This window comes from Helicobacter pylori (assembly GCF_001653475.1).
GTDB classification, from domain to species: Bacteria; Campylobacterota; Campylobacteria; order Campylobacterales; family Helicobacteraceae; genus Helicobacter; species Helicobacter pylori_CM.
On record NZ_CP011487.1, the window covers coordinates 1,225,793 to 1,249,801 of the forward strand.

The window sequence follows — 24,009 nt, forward strand, 5'->3', positions numbered from 1 at the left end:
AGCATGCTGTCTTTGATAAGTGCGTTTTATAAAAGGGGCGTTTCAATACGCCTTCTAAGCGCTTTTTTATTGCTTTTTAGTTTGGGTTTTGCTAAAGATTTAGAGATCCAATCTTTTGTGGCTAAATACCTTTCTAAAAATCAAAAGATACAAGCCCTACAAGAGCAAATTGACGCTTTAAATTCTCAAGAAAAAGTCGTTAGCAAGTGGGATAACCCTATTTTGTATTTAGGCTATAACAACGCTAATGTGAGCGATTTTTTCAGGCTGGATAGCACCTTAATGCAAAACATGAGCTTGGGTTTGTCTCAAAAAGTAGATTTAAATGGTAAAAAACTCACGCAATCTAAAATGATCAACTTAGAAAAGCAAAAAAAGATATTAGAGCTTAAAAAAACCAAGCAACAATTAGTGATTAGTTTAATGATAAACGGCATTGAAAATTATAAAAACCAACAAGAAATAGAGCTTTTAAATACAGCGGTAAAAAATTTAGAAAACACTCTCTATCAAGCCAACCATTCCAGTTCACCCAATTTAATAGCGATCGCCAAGCTAGAAATTTTAAAATCGCAATTAGAAATCAAAAAAAACAATTTAGAAGAAGCGCTATCTAGCAGCCATTATTCCATGGGGGAATTGACTTTTAAAGAAAACGAGCTTTTAAGCATTGCCCCGAAAAATTTTGAATTCAATCATGAGCAAGAGCTATATAACATCAATACCACTAATTACGATATTGCGATCGCCAAGCTTGATGAAGAAAAAGCGCAAAAAGACATCACTTTAGCCAAAAAAAGCTTTTTAGAAGATGTGAATGTTACCGGGGTGTATTATTTCCGCTCCAAACAATACTATAACTACGATATGTTTAGCGTCGCTTTGTCTATCCCCTTACCCATTTATGGCAAGCAAGCCAAATTAGTGGAGCAAAAGAAGAAAGAAAGCTTGGTGTTTAAAAGCGAAGTGGAAAACACCAAAAACAAAACGCGCCACCTAGCCCTAAAACTCCTTAAAAAATTAGAAACCTTGCAAAAAAACCTAGAATCGATCAATAAAATAATCAAGCAGAATGAAAAAATCGCGCAAATTTATGCGCTTGATTTGAGATCTAATAGCGATTACAACGCTTATTACAACGCTTTTAATGACAAAATCACAACTCAAATCACCCAGCTTGAAACCTTAAGCGCTCTCAATAGCGCTTATTTGTCTTTACAAAACCTTAAAGGATTAGAATGAAACGGCTTTTATTGTTAGCCTTGACCCTATTTTTTAGCCCCTTATTCGCTAACGCTCAAGAAACTAAAGAAGCTAAAAGCCAAACCCGTTTCAATATTTCCACCACTAAGGTTATAGAAAAAGAATTTTCTCAAAGCCGGCGCTATTACGCGCTTTTAGAGCCTAATGAAGCGCTGATTTTTTCTCAAACCCTGCGTTTTGATGGCTATGTGGAAAAGCTTTATGCGAATAAAACCTATACCCCCATTAAAAAGGGCGACAGGTTATTGAGCGTGTATTCCCCTGAATTAGTGAGCGCTCAAAGCGAACTACTATCGTCATTGAAATTCAACCAACAAGTGGGAGCGATTAAAGAAAAATTAAAACTATTAGGGTTAGAAAACTTTAGCATTGAAAAAATCATCAGCGCTCATAAAGTCCAAAATGAAATGACTATTTACGCTCGTTTCAACGGCGTTATCTTTAAAAAAAGCCCAAATCTCAATGAGGGGAGCTTCATTAAAAAAGGGCAAGAGTTGTTCCAAATCATAGATTTAAGCCAATTGTGGGCGCTTATCAAAGTCAATCAAGAAGATTTAGAGTTTTTAAAAAACACGCATAAAGCGATCTTGTTCGTAGAAGGGATTAAAGGCAAGCAAGAAATCACGCTTGAAAACATCAACCCCATCATAAACCCGCAAGATAAAATGCTAGAAGCGCGCTTCAATGTGCCTAATCTCAAACAGCTTTATTACCCTAACATGTTCGCTCAAGTAGAAATCTTTCAAAAACCACAAAAAATGAAGATCCTGCCTAAAGAAGCGGTTTTGATTAAGGGGGGGAAAGCTATCGTGTTTAAAAAAGATGATTTTGGCTTAAGCCCGTTAGAAATTAAAGCCGTTCGCTTGAGCGATGGGAGTTATGAAATTTTAGAGGGTTTAAAAGCGGGCGAAGAAGTCGCTAATAACGCTTTATTCGTGCTAGACGCTGACGCTCAAAACAATGGGGATTATTGAATGATAGAAAAAATCATTGATTTAAGCGTTAAAAACAAGCTCCTGACCGCTTTAGTCACTTTACTCATTTTTTTAGCCTCTTTGTGGGCGATAAAAAGCGTCCGTTTAGACGCTTTGCCGGATTTAAGCCCCGCTCAAGTGGTCGTGCAAATCACTTATCCCAATCAAAGCCCTAAAATCGTGCAAGAGCAGGTGACTTACCCGTTAGTTTCTACTTTTATGAGTATCGCTAACATTGATACGGTTAGGGGGATTTCTAGCTATGAAAGCGGTTTGATTTACATCATTTTTAAAGACGGCGTCAATTTGTATTGGGCTAGAGACAGGGTTTTAGAGCAATTAAACAGAGCTAGCAATCTACCCAAGGACGCTAAAGTAGAAATAGGGAGCGATTCCACTTCTATTGGCTGGGCGTATCAATACGCTCTATCTAGCGATAGCAAGAATTTAAGCGATTTGAAAGTCTTGCAAGATTTCTATTACCGCTATGCACTTTTAGGGGTTGATGGGGTGAGTGAGGTCGCAAGCGTGGGGGGCTTTGTGAAAGATTATGAAATCACGCTTCAAAACGATTCTTTAATCCGTTATAACTTGAGTTTAGAGCAAGTCGCTAACGCGATTAAAAATTCCAATAACGATACCGGTGGGGGCGTTATTTTAGAAAACGGGTTTGAAAAAATTATAAGATCGCATGGCTATATCCAATCTTTGAAAGATTTAGAAGAAATTGTGGTTAAAAAAGAAGGGGTTATCCCTTTAAAAATCAAAGATATAGCCAGCGTGAGGCTAGCACCAAAACCACGCAGAGGGGCTGCCAACCTGAATGGCGATAAGGAAGTGGTGGGAGGGATTGTTATGGTGCGCTATCACGCTGACACTTATAAGGTGCTTAAAGCCATTAAAGAAAAAATCGCTACCCTACAAGCGAGTAACCCTGATGTGAAAATCACAAGCGTGTATGACAGGAGCGAATTGATTGAAAAAGGCATTGACAATTTAATCCACACGCTCATAGAAGAAAGCGTAATCGTGTTGATCATTATTGCGATTTTCTTGTTGCATTTCAGGAGCGCTTTAGTGGTGATTATCACTCTGCCTTTAAGCGTGTGCATTAGTTTCTTGCTCATGCGTTATTTCAATATTGAAGCGAGCATCATGAGTTTAGGGGGCATTGCGATCGCTATAGGGGCGATGGTGGATGCGGCTATTGTGATGGTAGAGAACGCTCACAAGCATCTGCAACACATTGATACGAAAGACAACGCTCAAAGGGTTAATGGCATTATGCAAGGGGTTAAGCATGTGGGGGGGGCGATATTTTTTGCTTTAATGATCATCGTGGTTTCTTTCTTGCCTATTTTCGCGCTCACCGGCCAAGAAGAAAAGCTTTTTGCCCCTTTAGCTTACACCAAAACCTTTGCCATGCTAGTAGGAGCGTTGCTTTCTATCACCATAGTCCCTATTTTAATGGTATGGCTCATTAAAGGGCGGATTTTAGAAGAGTCTAAAAACCCGATTAACGCTTTTTTCATGAAAATTTATGGCGTAAGCTTGAATGTTGTGCTTAAGTTCAGATACGCTTTTTTAATAGCGAGCGTTGTGGGTTTAGGAGGCTTGTATATAGCGTATAAAAAACTCAACTGGGAATTTATCCCCCAAATCAATGAAGGGGTAGTGATGTATATGCCCGTAACCATTAATGGCGTGGGCATTGATACCGCTTTAGAATATTTGAAAAAAAGCAATAGCGCTATCAAGCGGTTGGATTTTGTCAAACAGGTTTTTGGTAAAGTAGGGCGCGCTAACACCAGCACCGATGCTGCCGGTTTAGCCATGATAGAAACCTACATTGAATTAAAGCCGCAAAACGAATGGAAAGAAAAGCTCAGTTATAAAGAAGTTAGGGACAAATTAGAAAAAACCCTGCAATTAAAAGGATTGACTAATTCATGGACTTACCCCATTCGCGGGAGAACGGACATGCTCTTAACTGGGATCAGAACGCCCCTAGGTATCAAGCTCTATGGTAATGACACGGACAAATTACAAGAATTAGCGATCCTTATGGAACAACAGCTCAAAACCCTAAAAGAGAGTTTGTCTGTCTTTGCTGAGCGATCCAATAATGGCTACTACATCACGCTGGATTTGAACGATGAAAATCTGGCTCGTTATGGCATCAATAAAAACGCCGTGTTAGACACGATTAAATTCGCTCTTGGAGGAGCCACGCTCACCACCATGATTAAGGGCGTAGAAAGCTACCCCATTTCTTTACGCTTAAAAGACACAGAAAGAAACACCATTGAAAAATTAAAAAACCTCTACATCAAAACCGCTTACAATTACATGCCCTTAAGGGAGTTAGCCCATGTCTATTACGACAACTCGCCTGCGGTGTTAAAGAGCGAAAAGGGCTTGAATGTGAATTTTATTTATATCGTGCCGCAAGCTAATATCAGCTCTGATACTTACAGACAACTGGCTAAAAAAGTGCTAGAAAAAATAAAATTGCCCAGCGGGTATTATTATGAATTTAGCGGCGAAAGCCAGTATTTAGAAGAAGCGTTTAAAACCTTACAATACATCGTGCCGGTGAGCGTGTTTATCATTTTTATTTTAATTGTCTTTGCTTTAAAGAATCTCACTAATTCCTTACTATGCTTTTTCACTCTGCCTTTTGCGTTTTTGGGGGGGTTAATTTTTATGAATATCATGGGCTTTAACATGAGCGTGGCGGCGTTAGTGGGCTTTTTAGCCCTTTTAGGGGTAGCGAGCGAAACGGCTATTGTGATGATTATTTATTTAGAAGATGCGTTTCAAAAATTCATCAAAACCCCTTTAAAAGAGCAAAATAGCACCACCTTAAAAGAGGCCATCATGCATGGGGCGGTGCTTAGGGTAAGGCCCAAGCTTATGACCTTTTTTAGCATTTTAGCTTCACTCATTCCGATCATGTATAGCCATGGCACAGGTTCTGAGATCATGAAATCCATTGCTGCACCCATGCTAGGGGGTATGATAAGCAGCGTTATTTTAACGCTTTTTATTATCCCTACGGCGTATTTTGTGATTAAGAATGCAAAAGTTAAAAGCGCTAGGAATCAAACATAATTTTAGGAATTAAAAAAAGCCTTTTCTAACACATGACTTTGGACTAAAACCATATAAAGAATGGTAGGGATTGTGATGCTTAAAACAAACACCTTAAAAATGCGGTGTAAAAGGATAACGGATAAAAAAGCAATGATTTCATTGATCCCATAAGGGGGTTTTAAAATCTGAATGTCTTTAAAACAATAAACCACGAGCATGCCTATCACTGAGCATGATAAAGCCCTACCCAAATAACGCACAAAGTCGTTGGGGGGGTTTTTAGCGTTAAACACCATAAAAGGCCAAATGCGCGTGAAATAAGTCGTTAATATGATGACTAAAATAATGAGTATAGAATGCATTAACATTCTAACTGCTTCTTAAACAAAATAAGAGCAAGCACCATTAAAACTAAAGCGATGAGCAAAAAATATTCAGTCCCAAAGAGCGCCAAACAAACAACCGCAATAACAATCCCAAGCCATGCGTTTTTATGATTTGCGGTGCGTTTGTATTGCTCCATAAACAGCACGATAAAAATCGCTGTCATCACAAATTCCATGCCTTGAGTGTCAAAAGAAAAATGCGTTCCGACTAACGAACCCACCAACGAGCCAAAAATCCAATAAGAGTGGTTGAGTAAGGAAATGCTAAAAATAAAGTCTTTTTCACTAACCCCCTCTTTAGGAGCGTATAAATTCAATAAAGCAAAGGTTTCATCCGTGAGCGCATGCGCTAAATAGGGCAAACGCCATTGGGTGTTTTTAAACCTGTCTAGCATAGAAAGCGCATAACAAGTCTGTCTCGCATTCACCAACAAGCTCACAATAACGACATTCATCAAGCTCGCTTGCGTGCTTAAAAGCGTGATCGCTACAAATTGCACCGCTCCAGCATAGATGAATAACGACATGAACAAGGCGACTTTATAATCATAGCCATGCTGGACTAAAAGCACCCCAAAAGTCATTCCCATAAGCAAATACCCTAAAAAGATAGAAATGGTATGAGGGAAAGCGTCTCTAAAGGCTTTTAGAAAATCATGCATCAACAACCTTTTATTTAAACCAGTCTTTAAACTTAGAAATACAGGTTTCTAAAACGCCTTTATGCGGCTCGCCCTCATAGCCAAAACTCGCATGCAATTTTTCCAATAACTCTTGCTGTTCTTTATTCAAACTTTTAGGATAAATCACCTGCAATACCACAATCAAACTCCCTCTATAAGAGCTTTCAGGGTGTTTCACGCCCTCGTTTCTAAACGCAAAAGTCTGCCTGTCTCTGGCGTTTCTAGGGATTTTTAATTCCAGTTCGTCCCCTTTTAAAGACGGCACTTTAATCGTATGCCCTAAAGCGATAGTGGTGAAAAATATCGGCGCTTCAATGAACAAATCACAGCCTTCGCGCTTGAAATACTCATCTTCTTTGACTCGCACTTCTAAATACAAATCCCCTCTTTTTCCTTTCTCGTATTCATTGCCTTTATTTTTAAGCACCATGCGGTTTTGATCATCAATGCCCTCAGGGATTGTCGCGTCAATTTCTTCATCTTTAAGAATGTAGGTTTTACCCTTACACGCTTGGCATGGGGTTTTAATGATTTTGCCCTTGCCTTTACACGCCCCACAAGTTTGCGCAAAACTCATAAAACCTTGACGCATAAACACCTGCCCCTGCCCATTGCATTGCTTGCAAGTCTCTAAGGATTTGTCTTTAGCGCCCGTGCCATCGCAACTTTCACAGACACTCTGGTATTGGACTTTAATGGTCTTTTTACAGCCAAAAACCGCTTCTTTGAAGCTCAATTCAATGGTTTGCAAATAATCCGGCGCGATAGAGCTTTTTTGCCTTTTACTCCCTCTAGCGCCAAACCCAAAAGCGTCTTCAAAAAACGAGCCTAAATCTTCAAAAAAATCAGAAAAATCGCTCTGGCTTGCACCGGCTTGGTTTAAGCCTTTTTTACCATACCTATCGTATAAGGCCCGTTTCTTTTCATCGCTTAACACCCCATAGGCTTCATTGATGAGCTTGAACTTTTCTTCGGCTTCTTTATCGCCGGCGTTTCTGTCTGGGTGGTATTTTAAAGCCAGCTTTCTGTAAGACTTTTTAATGGTCTCTTGGTTGCTGTGTTTTTCCACTTCTAAAATTTCATAATAACTCAATTCCACGATCGCTCCAAAAATGGCATCAAAACGCTTATTTTATCTTAAAAGCGATAGGTTTGCGTGTTTTTATGCATGCCAAAACTTAGATAAAATAACACGATGAAACTATAGTAATAAAGATAACTCCATGAGATTTTTTTGCTTTTTCTTATTTTTTCTAACCTTTTCAAACGCACAGATAATGATGACTTTTGATTCTCAAACTAACGCCAAGCTCTCGCGCTCTAACGAACAGCTCTCAGACATGCTTTATAAACTCAATGAAAGTTTAAGAATCTATCAAAATGTGCTTTCCAACAACCAGGATCAGCTTAAAGAAATCAAAAAGGCTAACAGCACTCTAACCAGCCAAAGGCGTTTTTTTAACGCTAGCCAAATCCGCCTTATGGACACTGATGCGTTATTGAAACAGAGCGCTTTGGAATTAGAAAAATTACAAGCTTTAGAAAAACGCTTAAAAGAGGGCATGGAACAAGAACGCTTAATAGAAGAATCTCAAACGCTTTTTTTACAAGAGCATTGCCCTTATTTGAGCGGCGTTAAGAATTTAGAAGAGGCTTCAAACGCTTTAGAAGTCCAAGAGCAAAACAACGCCCTTTTCTTACTCAAAGAGCCTAAACTCGCCCGTTTGCTCTCACGATTGGATTTGATGAGCGCTTTAAACGCCTTATGCGATCAAGTTTTAGAAAACCAAGCCCATAACCAACAATCCCATAACAAAACCCTAGAATACAACGCTCTTATGAACCATGATTTTCAAGCCTATAAAGCCATGCGTTTGAAAAAATTTACAAACAAGCTTCAAAGCCAAATCCGAGCTAAAGAAGACGCCCTAAAAACCTTTTTACCCTTAGAAAAACGCCTGGAAACTTTAAAAACGCATTTTTTATGCGATAAAGAAAATCTAAAATCATGCGCTAACCAATTGCACCAACGCTACCAAAACGCCCTCATAGAACGAGACAAAGAATTAAAAAACGCTAAAAATAATAAAGAAAAGCATGCTTTAATCTTAGCCAATTACGAGCATACGCTAAAAACCTTGAATATAGAATTTTTAAGCGAATTGAGTAAGCAAATGGCGTTTTTGAATGAAACCATGGCACTAAACGCCCGAGTTTTAGCCCTTTTAGCCAAACAACAGGCTAAAAAGCCCTTCCATTTGAGCGGTGGCTTGAGCGGTGGAAAAGCTCTTATTAAAAATATCCGTTTAGATCCGCATGGGTTCCCTAGCTTTGAAAATTTTAAACAAGAGTGAGTTTTTAAAAAAGCAACTAAATTAGGCTATAGGCGTAAAAACCTTAAACAATCACGCCCCCGCCAAGCAAGATGTCATCTTTATAAACGACCAAGGCTTGCCCTTTAGCCACGCCATAAAAAGGCTCTTTGAACTCCACTTCAATCGTTTCATCTTTGAGACTGACAAACGCTTTAGCAGGCACGCTCCTGTAACGAGCTTTGATAAAATATTCACCATCTTTAAAATCTTTCATTAAAGATTTGTTTTTGGCCTTGAGGAAACGCGTGGCTAAATCTTCTTTTTTGCCCACAATTAGCTCGTTCTTTTTAGCGTCAATCCCCACCACAAAATGCGGCTCTAACGCTCCTTTAATGCTAAAGCCTTTGCGTTTGCCAATCGTGTATTGCATATAGCCCTTATGCGTGCCAATGACTTCGCCTTGCAAGTTTTTCACCACGCCCTCTTTTTCCACCTCAACATGCTTTTTTAAAGTGTCAATATAGCTTTTTTCCACAAAGCAAATTTCTTGAGATTCCTTATAAGTCTCTAGAGTGCCTAAAAAAGGCATCGCATTCAAGGCTAAAGGCTTAATATCCTTTTTCAACAAATCCCCTAAAGGGAACACCAGTTTAGCGATAACTTCATGCTCTAAAGCGTATAAAAAATAGCTCTGATCTTTAGTTTTATCCAAAGCCTCTTGAATATAACTCACCTTGTCAATTTCTTTGACTCTCGCATAATGCCCGGTAGCGATCTTTTCACACCCTAATTTTAAAGCGTGTTCTAAAGCTAGCCCAAACTTCATTAAAGGGTTGCACAACGCGCAAGGGTTTGGGGTTTGCCCTTCTTCATAAGCACTGATAAATTCATCATAAACCGCACTCTTAAAATCCTTTTGAAAATCCAACACCTCTAAAGGAATGCCTAAAAACTCGCACGCTTGTTGAGCGTTTTTAATGTATAAATCATGCTTTTTTTCACTCGCATGGAGTTTTAAATAAATCCCCACTAATTCATGCCCTTGCTCTTTTAAGCTATAAGCACTATAAGAGCTATCCACCCCCCCACTGAGTAATACCGCTATTTTCATTTTTAATCTTTCATTCAATGAGTTATAGCTCATAGTCTAGCGCAAAAACCATTCATAACCACCTTTTTTAACCATTGGCATGCTAAAATACCTAAAGATTTTTAAAAATCGCATCAAAACGCATGGAGAAAATAAGGGCAATGGCCAAAATTGAATTGTTAGCCAAATTCACGCAAATCGCGCTCCCCAACAGCCACCCTTTATTGAAAAAAGTTTTAAACTACGCTAAAAAACACTTCAGCCAGTGCCACATGCTCTCTTCATCGTTACTCATTTTAAACGATACGGAATGCTTCAAAAAAAACTACTTGCTTAATTGGGTCTATCATGCCCTTGAATGCGCGCATGAAAAAGATATTAGCCAATATTCATTAGAAGAGATTTTACAAAAAAGCCACCTGCCCATACGCATCAAAATCATGGCTCAAAACACGCTTTTAGAAAAAATAGAAGTGAAAGTTTTAACCTTTGGGGCAGAATATGTGCTTTTTATCACCAAACACCCTATCGCCAAGCGGTTTTTACGCCAAAAATTTAGTGGCTATGTGTTTTTAGAAACCCAAGATGAATTGCATATAAGAGGCGATTCAGAGCGTTTTTGGGAACTCATTGTAACGCTCAATGAAAATAAGATCGTCCATAACGCATGCTTGAATTTCATCTATCCTAATGGCTTTGGTAAGGACAGCTACACTACTTTGGCTGAGCGCAAATTAAGGGAATGCTATAAAGCGTTAGGTTTTATCAAGCATGAAAATTTCAGCGAGGTGAAAAAGCGCTATTTAGAATTGGCTAAAACCTACCACCCTGATTTATGCGATCTAAAAGAAAACAAGGCTCTTTATGCCAAACGCTTTGCTATCATTCAAGAAGCCTATCGCCACATTAAAAAACACGCTTAAACCCCTAAACTAGCCCTAATCGCGCTAGAAGAAATCGGTGCATCAATGCCTTTTAAAGAGAAATAACGCCCCTTAAATTGGATTTCTTCATAGCCAATCCTTTCAAAAACCACTAATTCCACCCTTTTTAAAAGCTCTTTGGCGTTAGTCCAAGAAGAAAGATGCCTTAAACAATCCGCCCCTATGACTAAATAAAGCGTTTGGGGGCGATAGAGTTTTTGAAAATGAAGCGCGCTTTCTATTGTAGGCACAGCCCTTTCTTGCTTGATTTCAAAATCGCTCAATAGCACCCTATCTATTCCCTTTAAAGCTGATTCCAATTCTTTAAAACGGGTTTGCGCGTCCAAAAAACATGGCTTTTTGAAAGGGTTTTGATAAGCGGGTAAGACAATCAGCTCAGCGGATGGCAATAATTCTAAAGTTTGATCAATGATGGCTAAATGAGCCTTGTGCAAAGGGTCAAAACTCCCTCCATAGAGCGCTAATTCTTTGTATTTTAAGACGCTATTCATTGTGTTCAAAGCTAGACGCCTTAGTCAATTTAGCGAATTTAACCCCTCTAAGCCCCCCGATTTCTAATTGCAAGCGTTGGATTTCAAGCGAATTACCTTGTAAAATAATCGTCTCTAAACAATTATGCTCATCCATGTGAATGTGCGTGGTGCATAAAACATGCGTCCCGCTGGCATGCTGGATGTCTATCATGCGCTGGTTTAATTCCCTTTGGTGGTGATCATAAATCACCACAAGCACGGCGATTTTACTCCCATCATCAGGATTGTCTTCTGCCCAATTGTCTTCTACTAATTTTTCTCTGATCATGTCGCGCACTAATTCTGATCGAGAAGAATAGCCGTTTTTAATGATGCGGTTGTCCAATTCGTCTAATAAATTTTGTTGTAAAGAAACCGAAAAGCGGATGATTGAATCGTCTTTATTGGGTGTATCCATTGAAAAAAGTCCTTTTTTGGCATGAGTCTGTTAAAAGCCGCTCATGCTAGTATTATTGAATTAATTTAAAATTAACAATTATAATACAAACTGGATTTAAATGGTTGGTCATAAGAGCGTTTGAATTTGATTGTAATTACCAAGTCAATTATAATTGACTTGTTATTATTAAAACAATATAATCAACAATACAACATTCTTTTATCATTTTGGAGCATTTATGCGAACGAATGCTTCTTAAAGAGCGCATGCTCTTAGAGTATGGCTGTATTGCATGTTGCTTTAATCTTAAGGGAATTATTCTATCATAGACAAGGAGTTTTTATGGGCGGTTTTTCAACGGAAATGTTGAAAGGTTATGTGGATGTATTTGTTTTTGCGGTGCTTGGCGTGGCCAGTTTTTTAGCTTTGTGGTTTGTGATTGAAAGGGTTATTTTTTATTCTAAAGTCAATTTGAAAGCTTATGATGATATAGATGCCCTCAATTTGGATTTAACCAAGAATCTAACCATTCTCTATGTGATTTATTCTAACGCGCCTTATGTGGGCTTATTGGGAACGGTTTTAGGGATTATGGTGATTTTCTATGACATGGGCGTGAGTGGCGGGATGGACGCTAAAACGATCATGGTAGGTTTGTCTTTAGCTTTAAAAGCGACCGCTCTAGGGCTTGCAGTAGCGATCCCTACGCTGATTGCATATAATGGCTTATTGAGAAAATCCGATGTGTTGAGTGAAAAATTCAGGATCATGAAAAAATGAAAAGCATCAGAAGAGGCGATGGGCTGAATATTGTCCCTTTTATTGATATCATGCTCGTTTTGCTAGCGATTGTGTTAAGCGTTTCTACTTTTATCGCGCAAGGTAAGATTAAAGTCAATCTCCCTAACGCTAAAAATGCGGAAAAATCCCAGTCAAACGATCAAAAAGTGGTAGTCATCTCTGTGGATGAGCATGACAATATTTTCGTAGATGACAAACCGACGAGTTTAGAAGCTTTGAGCGCTGTAGTCAAACAAACAGATCCTAAAACCCTTATAGACTTAAAAAGTGACAAAAGCTCTCGTTTTGAAACTTTTATCAGCATTATGGATATTTTAAAAGAGCATAATCATGAAAATTTCTCCATCTCCACAGAAGCTAAGTAAAGTCTCAACGAGTGTTAGCTTTTTAATCTCTTTTGCCCTATACGCTATAGGGTTTGGTTATTTTTTGCTGCGCGAAGAGGCCCCAGCGCCTTTAGCACAAGCTGGCACCACTAAGGTTACCATGAGTTTAGCCAGCATTAACACTAATTCCAATACAAAGACCAATGCTGAATCGGCTAAGCCCAAAGAAGAGCCTAAAGAAAAACCCAAGAAAGAAGAGCCAAAAAAAGAAGAACCCAAAAAAGAGGTTTCAAAGCCTAAACCTAAACCTAAACCAAAACCCAAACCCAAACCCAAACCCAAACCCGAGCCTAAGCCAAAATCTGAGCCCAAGCCTGAGCCTAAAGTTGAAGAGGTTAAAAAAGAAGAGCCAAAAAAAGAAGAACCCAAAAAAGAAGAAGCTAAAGAGGAAGCTAAAGAAAAAAGCGCTCCTAAACAAGTAACGACTAAGGATATAGTCAAAGAAAAAGACAAGCAAGAAGAGTCTAATAAGACTTCTGAGGGTGCGACTTCTGAAGCTCAAGCTTATAACCCAGGGGTGAGCAACGAATTTTTAATGAAGATCCAAACCGCTATTTCTTCTAAAAACCGCTACCCTAAAATGGCGCAGATTAGGGGCATTGAGGGCGAAGTGTTAGTGAGCTTTGTGATCAATCCTGATGGGAGCGTTACGGACATTAAAGTAGTCAAAAGCAACACGACGGATATTTTAAACCATGCGGCTTTAGAGGCCATTAAAAACGCAGCGCATTTATTCCCTAAACCAGAAGAAACCGTGCATCTAAAAATCCCTATCGCTTATAGCTTGAAAGAAGACTAGCTAGTCTTTCTTTTAAAGGCGGTTTTTAAGCCTTAAAAGTTGAATCAAATCCCCATTTTTCCCAATTTACAAAAAAATCTCTGAAATTTAGAGCTAAAATTAGCCATATAAAATTCCATTTATTGCTTATTGCTCTCTCTTTCTCTCATAGCTTCATTATCAAGGGCTAAAAGATGACGGGTTTTATATGAGTGCGGGCTATCAAATCAGCGAAGCGGTTCAAATGGTGAAAAACACCAAAGCGATACAGGATCTTGCAGACCAATAAATACGATAGCTTAAGCGGTCTTTCAAACCAATACAATCGCTTAAATTCCTTAGCCAATCCAGGTTATCCGCAAAAGCATGAAAGCCTTTTGCAAACAACTTCTTTAATTTTGTTTTTAAGAAAACGCTTTTTAACTTTTTTTCATTTTCTTTTCTATGAAGATATTCAAGCATTCTATGAGTAAGGCAAAACCAATGCCCGCATACAAATAGTTTTTATTGATGTGCAAATGCAAGCCTTCTAGAAACAAGCTCACGCCCACAACGAGCAAAAACACTAAAGCTAGAGTTTTAACACGGTAGTGTTTTTCAACAAAATCGCCAATGATTTTGGAAAAAAACATCATCACTATTACGGATAAAATAATGGCAACGACCATGATTTCTAAATGCTTGGCAAGACCAATAGCCGTGATCACAGAGTCTAAAGAAAAGACAATGTCTAAAAACATGATTTCTATTAAAGTGATGAAAAAGCCAAACGCTTTTTCTTGGTGTTTTTCTCCTTTAGGATAAATCTGATCTTTTAATTCCACTAACGCTTTAAAAGCTAAAAACACCCCCCCTAAAAGCAACACCACATCACGCCATGAAAAGCTCATGCTTATTAAAGTGAATAAAGGCTTTTGCAAATGGCTGATGAAAAACAAGCCCCCTAAAAGCCCTATACGAGCAAACATAGCCAAGCCTAATCCTAAAATCCTGGCCTTATTTTGCTGGTGTTTGGGGAGTTTATAGACCATCACCGTGATAAAAATGATATTGTCAATCCCCAAAATGATTTCTAAAAGCGTGAGCGTAGTCAAGGAGACTATGCCATGCGTTGTAGAAAGAGCGTCTAGGAGTGAGGATAAAAACTCCATGAAAGGCTACAACCAGCCTTTCTTTTTAAAATAAATCACAGGGAGAATCGTAGAAATCGCCATGACAATCAACGCGAAAAGATACCCGTATTGCCATTCTAACTCCGGCATGAATTTAAAATTCATGCCATAAATCGTGCCGATCAAAGTGGGGGGCATCATCGCCATGGTCACCACAGTGAAGAGCTTGATGATTTTATTTTGCTCCACATTGACTTGAGAAGCGAACAGGTTTTGAATGTTGTCTAGAGAGTTGAGATTGACCGTTGTAGACTCCACTAAAGAACTAAAATCGGTTAAAATGATATTTAAATTATTTTTGGTATCGCTATCCACTTTATTGCTCCTTAATAAAGCGGTAATAATGCGCCGTTTGTCAAAAAAGGAATCCCTTAAAGCCACATTAAATTCTTGCAAATTGGACAAGCGCATCAAAACATTTTCATGCGTAGGCGTGGAAGTTTCTTTGAAAATGATATTTTTACGCAACAAGCTCGTTTGCTTGTTGATCCACTCTAGGCATTCTACCCCTTTTTCAAAATACACTTCAAAGATTTTGGTTAGAATGTCAAACCCGTCTTCAAATTTTTTAGGGCTAGCTAAAACCTTTTTTTGGATAGAATCAAAGATTTCTAAAGTCCCGTAATAAATCGTGAAAAGAATGTTATTAGACAAAATAAAGGTCGCCATTTCCGTGCGGAAAGCCTCATTTTCATCCTGGTTAGTGAAAAAGGCGTTGATCGTAACGCTGGAGCTGTCTTCCCAATATTTGGTAACTGATGAGACTCGTTGGGAATGGTCTGTGTTGTAGTGGATAGCGTATTCTTGGCTTAGAGTGGCCAGTTCATTGGGTGTAGGGTTGATGAGCTCAAACCATAGGACTTCATTTTCTTCTACATCAAAGCCATTAAAATCATTAAAGCGTTTTTTAATGACAAATTTTTGCTGTTTGAAAAACACATTCACCATAAGCGATCCTTAGAGTTAATGGCGTTTATCCAAAACCTCAAAACAAGGTAAAATTTTGCCCTCTAATAATTCCAAACTCGCTCCCCCACCGGTAGAAATAAAACTCATGTTATCCTTTTCGCCCGCACGGTTGATCGCATCAATGGTATCGCCCCCGCCAATGAGCGAGAAAGCGTAAGTGTCAGCGATTTTGTGGGCTAAAAAGGTTGTGCCTCTGGCAAATTCTTGTTTTTCATGCACGCCTAAAGGGCCATTCCATATGATCGTGGGCGCGCTCTCTATGACTTCAGAAAATAATTTCACGCTCGCAGGCCCTATATCAGCGATCTTGTGTTTAGGCTCAATGTCTTGGACGGGTGAAATTTTGATGTGTTTAGGGTTAAGAATATCATCAGTAGTTACGGCGTCTATGGGTAAATAGACTTTGACTTTTTTTTCTTTCGCGCTTTTTAACAACTCTAAGGCGTCATTGATTAGAGCGTCTTCTACAGAAGAATCTTGCACATCGTAGCCTAAGGCTTTTAAGAAGGTGTTACTCATCGCTCCGGCAATGATGAGCTTGTCAATAAGATCTAAAATGTTTTTTAACAGGGTGAGTTTGGAGCTGACCTTAGCCCCCCCCACAATCAACAATAAAGGGCGTAAAGGGTGGTTAAACGCTTGATAAAACGAATCAATTTCTTTTTTGAGTAAAAACCCGCTCACTTTTATGGGGGCGAATTTAGCGGTGCCATAAGTGCTGGCGTGCTTTCTGTGGCTCGTGCCAAAAGCGTCATTCACAAACACATCGCACAAGCTCGCTAAATCTTTAGCCAGATTTTCATCATTTTCTTCTTCGCCTTTTAAAAAGCGGATATTTTCTAAAAGAAAAATCCTTGTAGGTGCGTTTTCGTTTAAGGCTTGCTTGAGTTGTGCGATATTGTGAGAAAAAACCACTTCATGGTTTAAGAGTCTTTCAAGGCGTTTCAAAAAAGGCTTTAAGCTTAATTTTTCTTCAACCCCTTTAGGGCGGCCCAAATGGCTCACTAAAATAATATCTTTAGCCTTATTGTCAATACAAAATTGGATAGTAGGCAAGCTCTCTCTGATGCGTGTGTCATCGGTAATGTTCAAATTTTCATCTAAAGGCACATTAAAATCCACTCTAATAAGCACCCTTTTGTGGCTGACTTCCACTTCTTGAATGTTTTTAACATTTTGCATAAACGACATTTTAGCTAACATGAAAAATCCTTTCTTTTAATTTTGTGCTATATATTGCACCATGTCTATCAAACGCTCGCTATAACCCATTTCATTATCATACCATGCCAATACTTTAGCATTTTTTTCGCCTATTGTCATGATCTGATCATCAATCACGATCGCGCTAAAAGGCGAAGAAATAAAATCGCTTGAAACAAGCCTTTCTTCATCAATGCTCACAACCCCCTTAAAGGCATGCTTACAAGCGTCTTTAAGTGCATGCTGAACGCTTGCTTTACTCACGGATTTTTTAAAGCTTAAAGATAGATCCACTAAGCTCACATTAGGGGTAGGCACTCTAATAGCAAGGCCTGTGATTTTAGGACCTAAATGCGGTAAGACTAGCGAAATGGCTTTGCTCACGCCGGTGCTTGTGGGGATGAGATTAAGACCGGCGGCTCTAGCGCGGCGGATGTCTTTGTGCTTGGTGTCTAAAAGGTTTTGATCGTTAGTGTAGCTGTGGATGGTGGTTAAAAGCGCATTTTCTACTTTAAAGGCTTCATCTAAAATTTTTAATAAAGGAGCGGTAGCGTTAGTCGTGCAAGAAGCGTTAGAAACCACGCTTTCGTTATGGTAATTGGTGTGATTCACCCCATAGACAAAGGTGGGTGCATTTTGTGCAGGAGCGGAGATGATGACTTTTTTCACGCTGTTTTTAAGATGAGCGCTTGAAGCTTCTAGGGAATTGAATTTCCCGGTGCATTCTATGATGATTTCTGCGTTAGCAATAGAAAAATCAAGCTTGTTAATGTCTCGCTCACTCAACACTAAAATATTTTTACTATGCCCGATATTTAAGGTTCTATTAGCGTTTAATTTGGCTTCAAAATGCCCATGCACGCTGTCATGGCGTATCAAATGCAAAAGAGTTTCTGTTTCAGCGGTAGAATTGATAGCAACGATTTCTATATCTTTTCTTTGACTAGCGACTCTTATAGCGCACAAACCGATGCGTCCGGTCCCATTGATAGCGATTCTAATTGGCATGTTTTCCCTTTATTTAAAAATTGCCATTTTATCACAAACGCTCTTAAATAAGGTTACTTGATCCTCCTAATCAAATTAAATTGGATAATCCTTTTAAAAACCTCATCGCCTTTAACAGCCCCAAAAATTTTTTAGAGCTCGCCTAAGCTAAGTCTAAGTTACTATACTCAGAGGTTCTTAAGCAAAACTCTCGTGTTTGATATTAAGAATGTTTTTTTAAAAAGATTTTAAAGATCTCATAACTTTATTTAGGAAATTCAAAGAAAGTTGCAAACCATTTATAGCTCACAAACCAAACCACACAAAGGAGTAAGCATGGAAACAAACTTATGGATTAAAGGGCTAGGGGTGTTAAGTCTAGCGTTAACGATGCCTTTATTGGGAGGAACGTCTATTGATGTGCGCACGCAAACAGAAAGTGATTTTAATAAATATACTTTTAATATTAAAGAACAAACCTACCTTGAAATCTCATCCAATGTGGATAACATTGTCATTCAAAATATTGAGCTCAATAGGGGGAATTGCAAGAGTAAGGTTATAAGCAACACGAGTTTAAAAAGTTATGAGAGCAAAAGAAACGAGATCATGCAACAAATTAAAAATGCGAGAAGTAATAGTGTGGTGGAGGATAAGAGCGGATCTTCTATGGTATTAGAACAAATACAAGAAGCCAAAACTCAAATTGAAGCCATAAAAGTGGGTCAAAAGAAAATCCAAGAGAAATTCAGTGCCATAAACACCTACGATGAGTTGATAAACAAAAAAGACCAAGATGATTCTATTTTCCATAACGAAGATTTTCAGTCTATCGTTCCATGTCTTGATAAATGCTATATTTATTTATTAATGAGACGCCAAAAAGCAAAGAGCTCTACTCTATAAGGTTCTTTAAAGAAAGCATCACGATTCTCTTTAACTTGTTCTTTGATGATCATTACTCATCTAAATCTAATGATTGGATGTTGGAATATAAAAATTTTAAGGAATCTAAAGACTTTAATAGAAATTATTATTGTGAATACAATGATATGTCCTATCTCGTGCTCAAAGGTTATGCTGAATCTAAAAATTACGATCAAGAACGCTATAGATACGATCACATATACAAAGATTACATCAGCGATTATGTCAAAAGCATCATAGGGGATAAAGATTACGATCAACTTACCGATCCAGAATATTGGATAAATTTCAGAAACGAGAGTCAGGAGCTTTCTGAAAAATACCACCTTGGCGATGATCTTCATACAAGAGATCAGTGCTACTCGAGAGGAGGAGAAGAAAGAGAAGAATGCCAATTAAAACTCAACAAAGAACTCAAACATAAATACGACACAGCAATACAAGAGCAAAAAGATAAATTCAGTCAATACTTAAACGATATACTCCAAAAACTAAACGCAGTCTATTTGCAAAAATACAAGCAATACGCTTTAAATCTAGTCAATTTAGAGGTTAAAAAGGAGATCAAAGAACTCTCTGATTTTATCACAAACCAGCAGCAAGCATACCCACAAACACGACAACAAGAACAGCAAGCATACCAACGAAAACAACAAGAAAAACTACAGGAGCAAAAACGACTCGCTCAAGAACTCGCTCAAGTGGAACAAAAAATCAAAGAGATGAAAGAACATGGTAATACTATAGAAATCCCCCTAAAGTTTGGCGAAGTTTTTAAGATACCAGTTTGCAGCAATATTAGAGAGACCAAAATAAAAACCAACAAAGGCACTTATACTTTCAGCCCTAAGCGAAGGTATTGAACGGAAGCAGAGCTTTTTGAGTCATAAACTGAAATCAAAATCCTTGCGATAAACCTCTCTGTAAGCTTTTTGAACGCTTGTAAAAACCCCACTCCCTAAAAACCCCCTAGATAATGGGCTAGGGTGAGGGGCTGTGATGATGATGTGCTTGTTTTTGGGGATTAGCGCGATCTTTTTTTGGGCGACTTTCCCTAATAACACCACGATTAAAGGAGAAATCGTTTCAAAAAGGCGCATCAATATTTGATCGCTAAAAGCTTCCCAGCCAATGTATTTGTGCGAAGCGGCCTGGTTTTTTTCCACGCTTAAAATGGCGTTCAATAACAGCATGCCCCTTTTAGCCCATGCACTCAAATCCCCACAACAAGGCACAGGCACGCCTAAATTCGCATGCAATTCTTTAAAAATATTTTTTAAGCTTGGGGGGATGGAGGCGTTTTTTCCCACGCTAAAGCTTAAGCCCATCGCCACAGGCAATTCTTGCTTATTTTCCAGGTAGGTGGAATGGTAGGGATCTTGCCCTAAAAGGATGATTTTAACCGCGCAAGGGGGCGTTAGATTGAGTGCATAAAACAGATTAGAGCTTTTAGGGAAAATGGTTTTAGGGCTTTTTAGAGCCTCTAAGTAGCGTTTTTCTATTTCTAAGAAATAAGGCTTTTTAAATTCGCTTTGCAAAAACTCCCGCCAAGCCAAACTTAAAGGAGCGTAGTCAAAAAGCTTCATGCGTTTAATTCATGGTAGTGTTTTAAATACTCTTTTTGCATGCGCTCTTCTAATTCTTCATACCAGGTAGGCGAGTTAAAATCAGGCGTATAGCTTTCTAGCATGACTAAACGGGTGCGGGCTTTATAGGCTTCTAAGGGTTTGGAATTAAAGATTTTAATGGAATTGATTAACACCATGGGCTGGATTTTGAGCTGGAATTTTTCGGCGATGATTTTAGCCCCTTGCTTGAAAGGGAGGAATTTTGCTCCTCCTTTGCCTCTAGTGCCTTCAGGGAAAATCACTAAAGGGCGGTTTTGGTCTAGTTTTTCTTTGCATGCTTTCAAAAGGCTCACAATCCCCTTTTTATCCTCTCTGTCAATTAAAATCATTCCGGTGTCGGTTAGGGCATGCCCATAAAAAGGGATTTCGCCCAGCTCTTTTTTAGCGATCCAGCAAATATTACTAGGGTGGTAGGCTTCTAAATAAATAATATCCAGTAAGCTTTGGTGGTTTAAGACAATGAGTTTAGCGTCCGTATCAAAAGCGCCTGTTTTTTCTAAATTAACCCCGGTGAGGGGAAAAAAGCATGAACAAGCCCTACGGCTGGAGCGGGCGTTATTGTTTTTGCGGTTAAAATAATTGAAAACAATGATAACGGCTAAGCCTATAGCGATCACTAAAGCTCTATAAACCGCTCTTAAAGGATTGGACTTTTTATTTGACTTCATCTTTTTTGACCCATCCTATTTGTTCATGCGGCGTTAGGATTTTATAATAATCATCATGCGAACCTAAGATTTTAATCGGCATTTCATTTTTAGAAAGCCCTAAAATGGTGGAATTTTGCGTGGGCAGAATGCGGATTTTTTTATGAGCGAGCAAAATGGCTGATTTTTGCGTGAATAAAAGGTTATATAAAACAAACCCTAAGCACAAAATCCCAAGCCCTAAAAAAATGAGTTTGCGCCCAAAAATGAAAAACAACACCAAGAAAAACACGCACAAAGCGAGCAGCGCCACATTAGAAAAGACTAAAAAATTGTTTTTAGGGATGAGATCGCTTTGAATACCGGTAGTGTCTTGAGTGGGAATGGTTGAAAAAGATAAGGTTTTAAACTGCCTATCAGAAAGCGAAAAATAATCAAAAGAAAGGTTTTGAATGGTTTTAGGCAGCACACAATAATAAAAAACGCTCCCTTCTTTAGCCTTGATTTGGTTTAAAGAGGCGTTATCAAACCCTTGTTTGAGCACTTCTTTGATGCGAAAATCTTCCCAATTAGCCTCTTTGAACGCTAATTCCACCACCAAAATATTGTTTTTATCGTCATAATCTTTGGTTTTGTATTGCAAGACTTGTAAATCTTTAGCCATAATATTCGCGTAACGAGGGTTTTTGGATAAATCTGTTACCTGCAAAGTAACTTTTGGGGCTATGGAGTGATCTATGTATTTGTCTTTATTGGAAAACGCGCTCACTTCTAAAGGCGGAATGCTCGCTTTTATGCCCTTAATTTTGTAATAATAAGTCGCTCTGAAAAGCTCTTTTTCCACCTTTTTCCATTTAGGCATCTTATTTAAAGGCTCAATTTGGGTTTTATCCAACCCGTCTTTGATTTTGGCTTCCAAAAACTCAGCGTCAAACAGCAATAAATCATAAGTTACACCTATAATCTGACCGATATAAACCGGGTTGTTTTCCAAATCTTCTAATTGGGGGATTTTTACATAAGCCACTTTAGCCTTGATTTCTTCTGGCTCATGAGCGTTTTCAGCAACCAAATCAGCAACCAAAAAAGTGGCTAAAAAGCTTAAAATCAAACTGATGGTTTTAACGATTTTGATTGAATGAGTGCAAAAACCCATTAACGATTTTTCAAACAAAAACCCCATGAGTTTTTATTTCTTCTTCGGCGCTTTTTCATCCATTTTATCATCCACGATAGACCAGGTTTTCAAGCTGTCAATAGCGGTTTTTAGTTGAATATCATCATTGATCATTTTAGGAGTAACCTCTTTTTCCTCTTCGTTTTTCTTGTCTTTATCCGCCTCTTTGGAATTAGGGGTTTTATCATCAATCTTTTTAAGCTCTTGCTCTAAATGGTGTTTTAAATCTGCTTCTTTCAGGCTCAATTTGTTGTCATTTTCTGGCACTTTACCCGGATAAATCACAATATCAGGCGTGATCCCCTTAGCTTGAATGGTGCGCCCACTCGGCAAATAGTAGCGTGCGGTCGTGATTTTAATGGCTTCGTCTTTATTGACAGGGAGCAGCACCTGCACGCTTCCCTTACCAAAGGTTTTTTCACCGATAATCACGGCTCGTTTGTGATCTTGCAACGCCCCTGCTACGATCTCGCTCGCACTCGCTGAACCGCCATTGACTAACACCGCAATAGGCAAATTGGTATAAGGGGCTCTGCCATTAGCCTTGTATTCTAAATTTTCTTCTTTATTTTTGCCTTTTTGAGAGACTAAAACCCCCTCTTTAATAAACAGGTTAGACAAGCCTACCGCTTGGTTTAACAGCCCTCCAGGATTCCCCCTTAAATCCAACACGATCCCCTTAGTATTAGGGTTAGCTTTTAAGCCGTCTAAAACCGATTTGGTAACATTTTTATCAAAAGAATTGACTCTCACATACAAATAAGGGGTGTCTTTAATCGTTTTCACATAGACAGATGGGACTTTAATGATGTCTCTAATAATGTTAAACACCAAGGGTTTTGGCTCGTTTTTTCTTACAATGGTGATCTGAATAGGGGTCTTTGGCTTGCCACGCATGAGATTGATCGCATCATCAATGCTCATGCTCAGCGTGCTTTCGTTGTTGATTTTTAAAATGTTATCGCCCGCTTTAACCCCAGCCTTGTAAGCTGGAGTGCCTTCTAAAGGGGCGATAACGGTTAAAACGCCATCGCGCATGCCCACCGTAATCCCAAGCCCCCCAAATTCGCCCTCGGTTTGGGCTTGAAATTCCTTAAACTTCTTTTCATTCAAATACGCTGAATGCGCGTCCAAATTAGAGAGCAAGCCCTCAATCGCTTTAGTCATGATCTCAGAAATAGTGATTTTATCCACATATTTTTTTTCAATTTCTGTAACTACATTAGAGAAACGACTGAACGCTTCCACCCTTTTAGCCGCTAATTCTTGCGGATCTTCTTTAACCGGCTTGACCGGCTTTTTTTCCTTAACTTCACCACCATGCAAACTCACAGCAAGAGAAACCGCTAACAACCCTTTAAAAAGTCGTTTTGTCATTGTTAATAGCACCACCCATTTTTGAGATTAGAAAGAATCACCTTTAAGGCTTTATTCAATTTTTTGCGTTTATTCTATCTAAAATTTAGATAATATGCCCATTCATTCACTCATTTTGAGCCTAAACGATACAACAAAAACGCATAACTCCCCGATCCATTCAAATGCAAATCGCAAAGCATGTCAATGACAAAAAGATTAGAAATGGGGCTTACTTTAGAGCCTCTATCGCAAACTAGAGCGAGATTAGGTATAAAGGCATTATTGCCCCATAAGTTATGCAACAAAACTCTA

The 24,009-nt window shown here is 38.7% G+C and carries 26 protein-coding genes; 10 read left to right on the forward strand and 16 right to left on the reverse strand.

Going from position 1 to position 24,009, the window contains the following annotated elements; all coding sequences use genetic code 11:
• Positions 1-3: 3 nt before the first annotated feature.
• Genes crdB through AA974_RS05995 form a run of 3 tightly spaced genes read left to right on the forward strand, consistent with a single transcriptional unit; the run spans position 4 to position 5,351 of the window.
• A complete protein-coding gene (gene crdB, locus AA974_RS05985; RefSeq protein ID WP_064433803.1) occupies positions 4-1,242 on the forward strand; it encodes a copper resistance outer membrane protein CrdB in 1,239 nt (412 codons plus the stop codon).
• Complete coding sequence (locus AA974_RS05990) at positions 1,239-2,237, forward strand: efflux RND transporter periplasmic adaptor subunit (RefSeq protein WP_064433804.1); 999 nt, start codon at positions 1,239-1,241, stop codon at positions 2,235-2,237. The genes crdB and AA974_RS05990 overlap by 4 nt, the downstream gene beginning before the upstream one ends.
• Positions 2,238-5,351 carry an efflux RND transporter permease subunit gene (locus AA974_RS05995; RefSeq protein ID WP_064433805.1) on the forward strand — a complete coding sequence of 1,038 codons (3,114 nt, stop codon included), beginning with the start codon at positions 2,238-2,240 and terminating at the stop codon, positions 5,349-5,351. It begins immediately after the preceding gene.
• Between the two features lie 2 nt (positions 5,352-5,353).
• Here the strand turns inward: AA974_RS05995 and AA974_RS06000 are convergent, their stop codons facing one another.
• From AA974_RS06000 to dnaJ, 3 genes are read right to left on the reverse strand one after another with little or no spacing between them, the layout of a single operon-like run.
• Entirely contained in the window at positions 5,354-5,701 is a 348-nt protein-coding gene (locus AA974_RS06000) for a branched-chain amino acid transporter permease (RefSeq protein WP_064433806.1), read from the reverse strand.
• Positions 5,695-6,381 (reverse strand): azaleucine resistance protein AzlC, encoded by a 687-nt coding sequence (gene azlC / locus AA974_RS06005; RefSeq protein ID WP_064433807.1) that lies wholly within the window; start codon positions 6,379-6,381, stop codon positions 5,695-5,697. Before azlC ends, AA974_RS06000 begins: the two co-directional genes overlap by 7 nt.
• 10 nt (positions 6,382-6,391) lie before the next feature.
• Entirely contained in the window at positions 6,392-7,501 is a 1,110-nt protein-coding gene (gene dnaJ / locus AA974_RS06010) for a molecular chaperone DnaJ (protein WP_064433808.1), read from the reverse strand.
• A gap of 124 nt (positions 7,502-7,625) precedes the next feature.
• On the opposite strand from dnaJ, the gene AA974_RS06015 reads away from it, so the two are divergent.
• On the forward strand, positions 7,626-8,756 hold the full coding sequence (locus tag AA974_RS06015; RefSeq protein WP_064433809.1) for a hypothetical protein: 1,131 nt from the start codon (positions 7,626-7,628) through the stop codon (positions 8,754-8,756).
• Positions 8,757-8,799: 43 nt separating this feature from the next.
• Here AA974_RS06015 and mnmA read toward each other — a convergent pair whose 3' ends face one another.
• Positions 8,800-9,828, reverse strand: a complete 1,029-nt coding sequence (mnmA, locus tag AA974_RS06020) for a tRNA 2-thiouridine(34) synthase MnmA (protein ID WP_064433810.1) — start codon at positions 9,826-9,828, stop codon at positions 8,800-8,802.
• Between the two features lie 140 nt (positions 9,829-9,968).
• Between mnmA and AA974_RS06025 the strand changes: the two genes are divergently transcribed.
• A complete protein-coding gene (locus tag AA974_RS06025; protein ID WP_064433811.1) occupies positions 9,969-10,730 on the forward strand; it encodes a J domain-containing protein in 762 nt (253 codons plus the stop codon).
• Here AA974_RS06025 and nadD read toward each other — a convergent pair.
• The gene (nadD, locus tag AA974_RS06030) at positions 10,727-11,242 is read right to left on the reverse strand and encodes a nicotinate (nicotinamide) nucleotide adenylyltransferase (RefSeq protein WP_064433812.1); all 516 of its coding nucleotides are present in this window, start codon (positions 11,240-11,242) and stop codon (positions 10,727-10,729) included. The two genes, AA974_RS06025 and nadD, sit on opposite strands and share 4 nt — an antisense overlap.
• Positions 11,235-11,681 (reverse strand): nickel-responsive transcriptional regulator NikR, encoded by a 447-nt coding sequence (gene nikR / locus AA974_RS06035; protein ID WP_064433813.1) that lies wholly within the window; start codon positions 11,679-11,681, stop codon positions 11,235-11,237. The genes nadD and nikR overlap by 8 nt, the downstream gene beginning before the upstream one ends.
• A 324-nt stretch (positions 11,682-12,005) precedes the next feature.
• On the opposite strand from nikR, the gene exbB reads away from it, so the two are divergent.
• From exbB to AA974_RS06050, 3 genes are read left to right on the forward strand one after another with little or no spacing between them, the layout of a single operon-like run.
• On the forward strand, positions 12,006-12,443 hold the full coding sequence (gene exbB, locus AA974_RS06040; RefSeq protein ID WP_064433814.1) for a TonB-system energizer ExbB: 438 nt from the start codon (positions 12,006-12,008) through the stop codon (positions 12,441-12,443).
• Complete coding sequence (gene exbD / locus AA974_RS06045; protein ID WP_064433815.1) at positions 12,440-12,829, forward strand: TonB system transport protein ExbD; 390 nt, start codon at positions 12,440-12,442, stop codon at positions 12,827-12,829. Before exbB ends, exbD begins: the two co-directional genes overlap by 4 nt.
• Positions 12,795-13,649 (forward strand): energy transducer TonB family protein, encoded by an 855-nt coding sequence (locus tag AA974_RS06050; protein ID WP_064433816.1) that lies wholly within the window; start codon positions 12,795-12,797, stop codon positions 13,647-13,649. The genes exbD and AA974_RS06050 overlap by 35 nt, the downstream gene beginning before the upstream one ends.
• A 219-nt stretch (positions 13,650-13,868) precedes the next feature.
• Here AA974_RS06050 and AA974_RS07685 read toward each other — a convergent pair whose 3' ends face one another.
• From AA974_RS07685 to gap, 5 genes are read right to left on the reverse strand one after another with little or no spacing between them, the layout of a single operon-like run.
• Positions 13,869-14,015, reverse strand: a complete 147-nt coding sequence (locus AA974_RS07685; RefSeq protein WP_196207242.1) for a hypothetical protein — start codon at positions 14,013-14,015, stop codon at positions 13,869-13,871.
• 32 nt (positions 14,016-14,047) lie between these two features.
• Positions 14,048-14,779: a TerC family protein gene (locus tag AA974_RS06055; RefSeq protein ID WP_064433817.1), complete on the reverse strand. Its 732-nt coding sequence runs from the start codon at positions 14,777-14,779 to the stop codon at positions 14,048-14,050.
• 6 nt (positions 14,780-14,785) lie between these two features.
• Positions 14,786-15,748 (reverse strand): magnesium/cobalt transporter CorA, encoded by a 963-nt coding sequence (gene corA, locus AA974_RS06060; protein ID WP_064433818.1) that lies wholly within the window; start codon positions 15,746-15,748, stop codon positions 14,786-14,788.
• Between the two features lie 15 nt (positions 15,749-15,763).
• Positions 15,764-16,972: a phosphoglycerate kinase gene (locus AA974_RS06065; protein ID WP_064433819.1), complete on the reverse strand. Its 1,209-nt coding sequence runs from the start codon at positions 16,970-16,972 to the stop codon at positions 15,764-15,766.
• 15 nt (positions 16,973-16,987) lie between these two features.
• Positions 16,988-17,980, reverse strand: coding sequence for a type I glyceraldehyde-3-phosphate dehydrogenase (gene gap, locus AA974_RS06070; protein WP_064433820.1), 993 nt, complete (start codon positions 17,978-17,980; stop codon positions 16,988-16,990).
• 315 nt (positions 17,981-18,295) lie between these two features.
• Between gap and AA974_RS08090 the strand changes: the two genes are divergently transcribed.
• Both AA974_RS08090 and AA974_RS06080 read left to right on the forward strand, forming a co-directional pair.
• A complete protein-coding gene (locus AA974_RS08090; protein ID WP_230380943.1) occupies positions 18,296-18,865 on the forward strand; it encodes a hypothetical protein in 570 nt (189 codons plus the stop codon).
• Between the two features lie 146 nt (positions 18,866-19,011).
• The gene (locus AA974_RS06080) at positions 19,012-19,749 is read left to right on the forward strand and encodes a hypothetical protein (protein WP_154815452.1); all 738 of its coding nucleotides are present in this window, start codon (positions 19,012-19,014) and stop codon (positions 19,747-19,749) included.
• 21 nt (positions 19,750-19,770) lie between these two features.
• Here the strand turns inward: AA974_RS06080 and ung are convergent, their stop codons facing one another.
• The 5 genes from ung to AA974_RS06105 form a co-directional block, all read right to left on the reverse strand.
• Entirely contained in the window at positions 19,771-20,472 is a 702-nt protein-coding gene (gene ung, locus AA974_RS06085) for a uracil-DNA glycosylase (RefSeq protein WP_064433822.1), read from the reverse strand.
• Positions 20,469-21,182, reverse strand: coding sequence for a 1-acyl-sn-glycerol-3-phosphate acyltransferase (locus AA974_RS06090; protein ID WP_064433823.1), 714 nt, complete (start codon positions 21,180-21,182; stop codon positions 20,469-20,471). Before AA974_RS06090 ends, ung begins: the two co-directional genes overlap by 4 nt.
• Complete coding sequence (locus tag AA974_RS06095; RefSeq protein WP_064433824.1) at positions 21,169-22,344, reverse strand: SH3 domain-containing protein; 1,176 nt, start codon at positions 22,342-22,344, stop codon at positions 21,169-21,171. The genes AA974_RS06090 and AA974_RS06095 overlap by 14 nt, the downstream gene beginning before the upstream one ends.
• A gap of 6 nt (positions 22,345-22,350) precedes the next feature.
• Positions 22,351-23,715, reverse strand: coding sequence for a S41 family peptidase (locus AA974_RS06100; RefSeq protein WP_064433825.1), 1,365 nt, complete (start codon positions 23,713-23,715; stop codon positions 22,351-22,353).
• Positions 23,716-23,825: 110 nt separating this feature from the next.
• Positions 23,826-23,969 (reverse strand): DNA methyltransferase, encoded by a 144-nt coding sequence (locus tag AA974_RS06105; RefSeq protein ID WP_080471100.1) that lies wholly within the window; start codon positions 23,967-23,969, stop codon positions 23,826-23,828.
• Positions 23,970-24,009 lie beyond the last annotated feature (40 nt).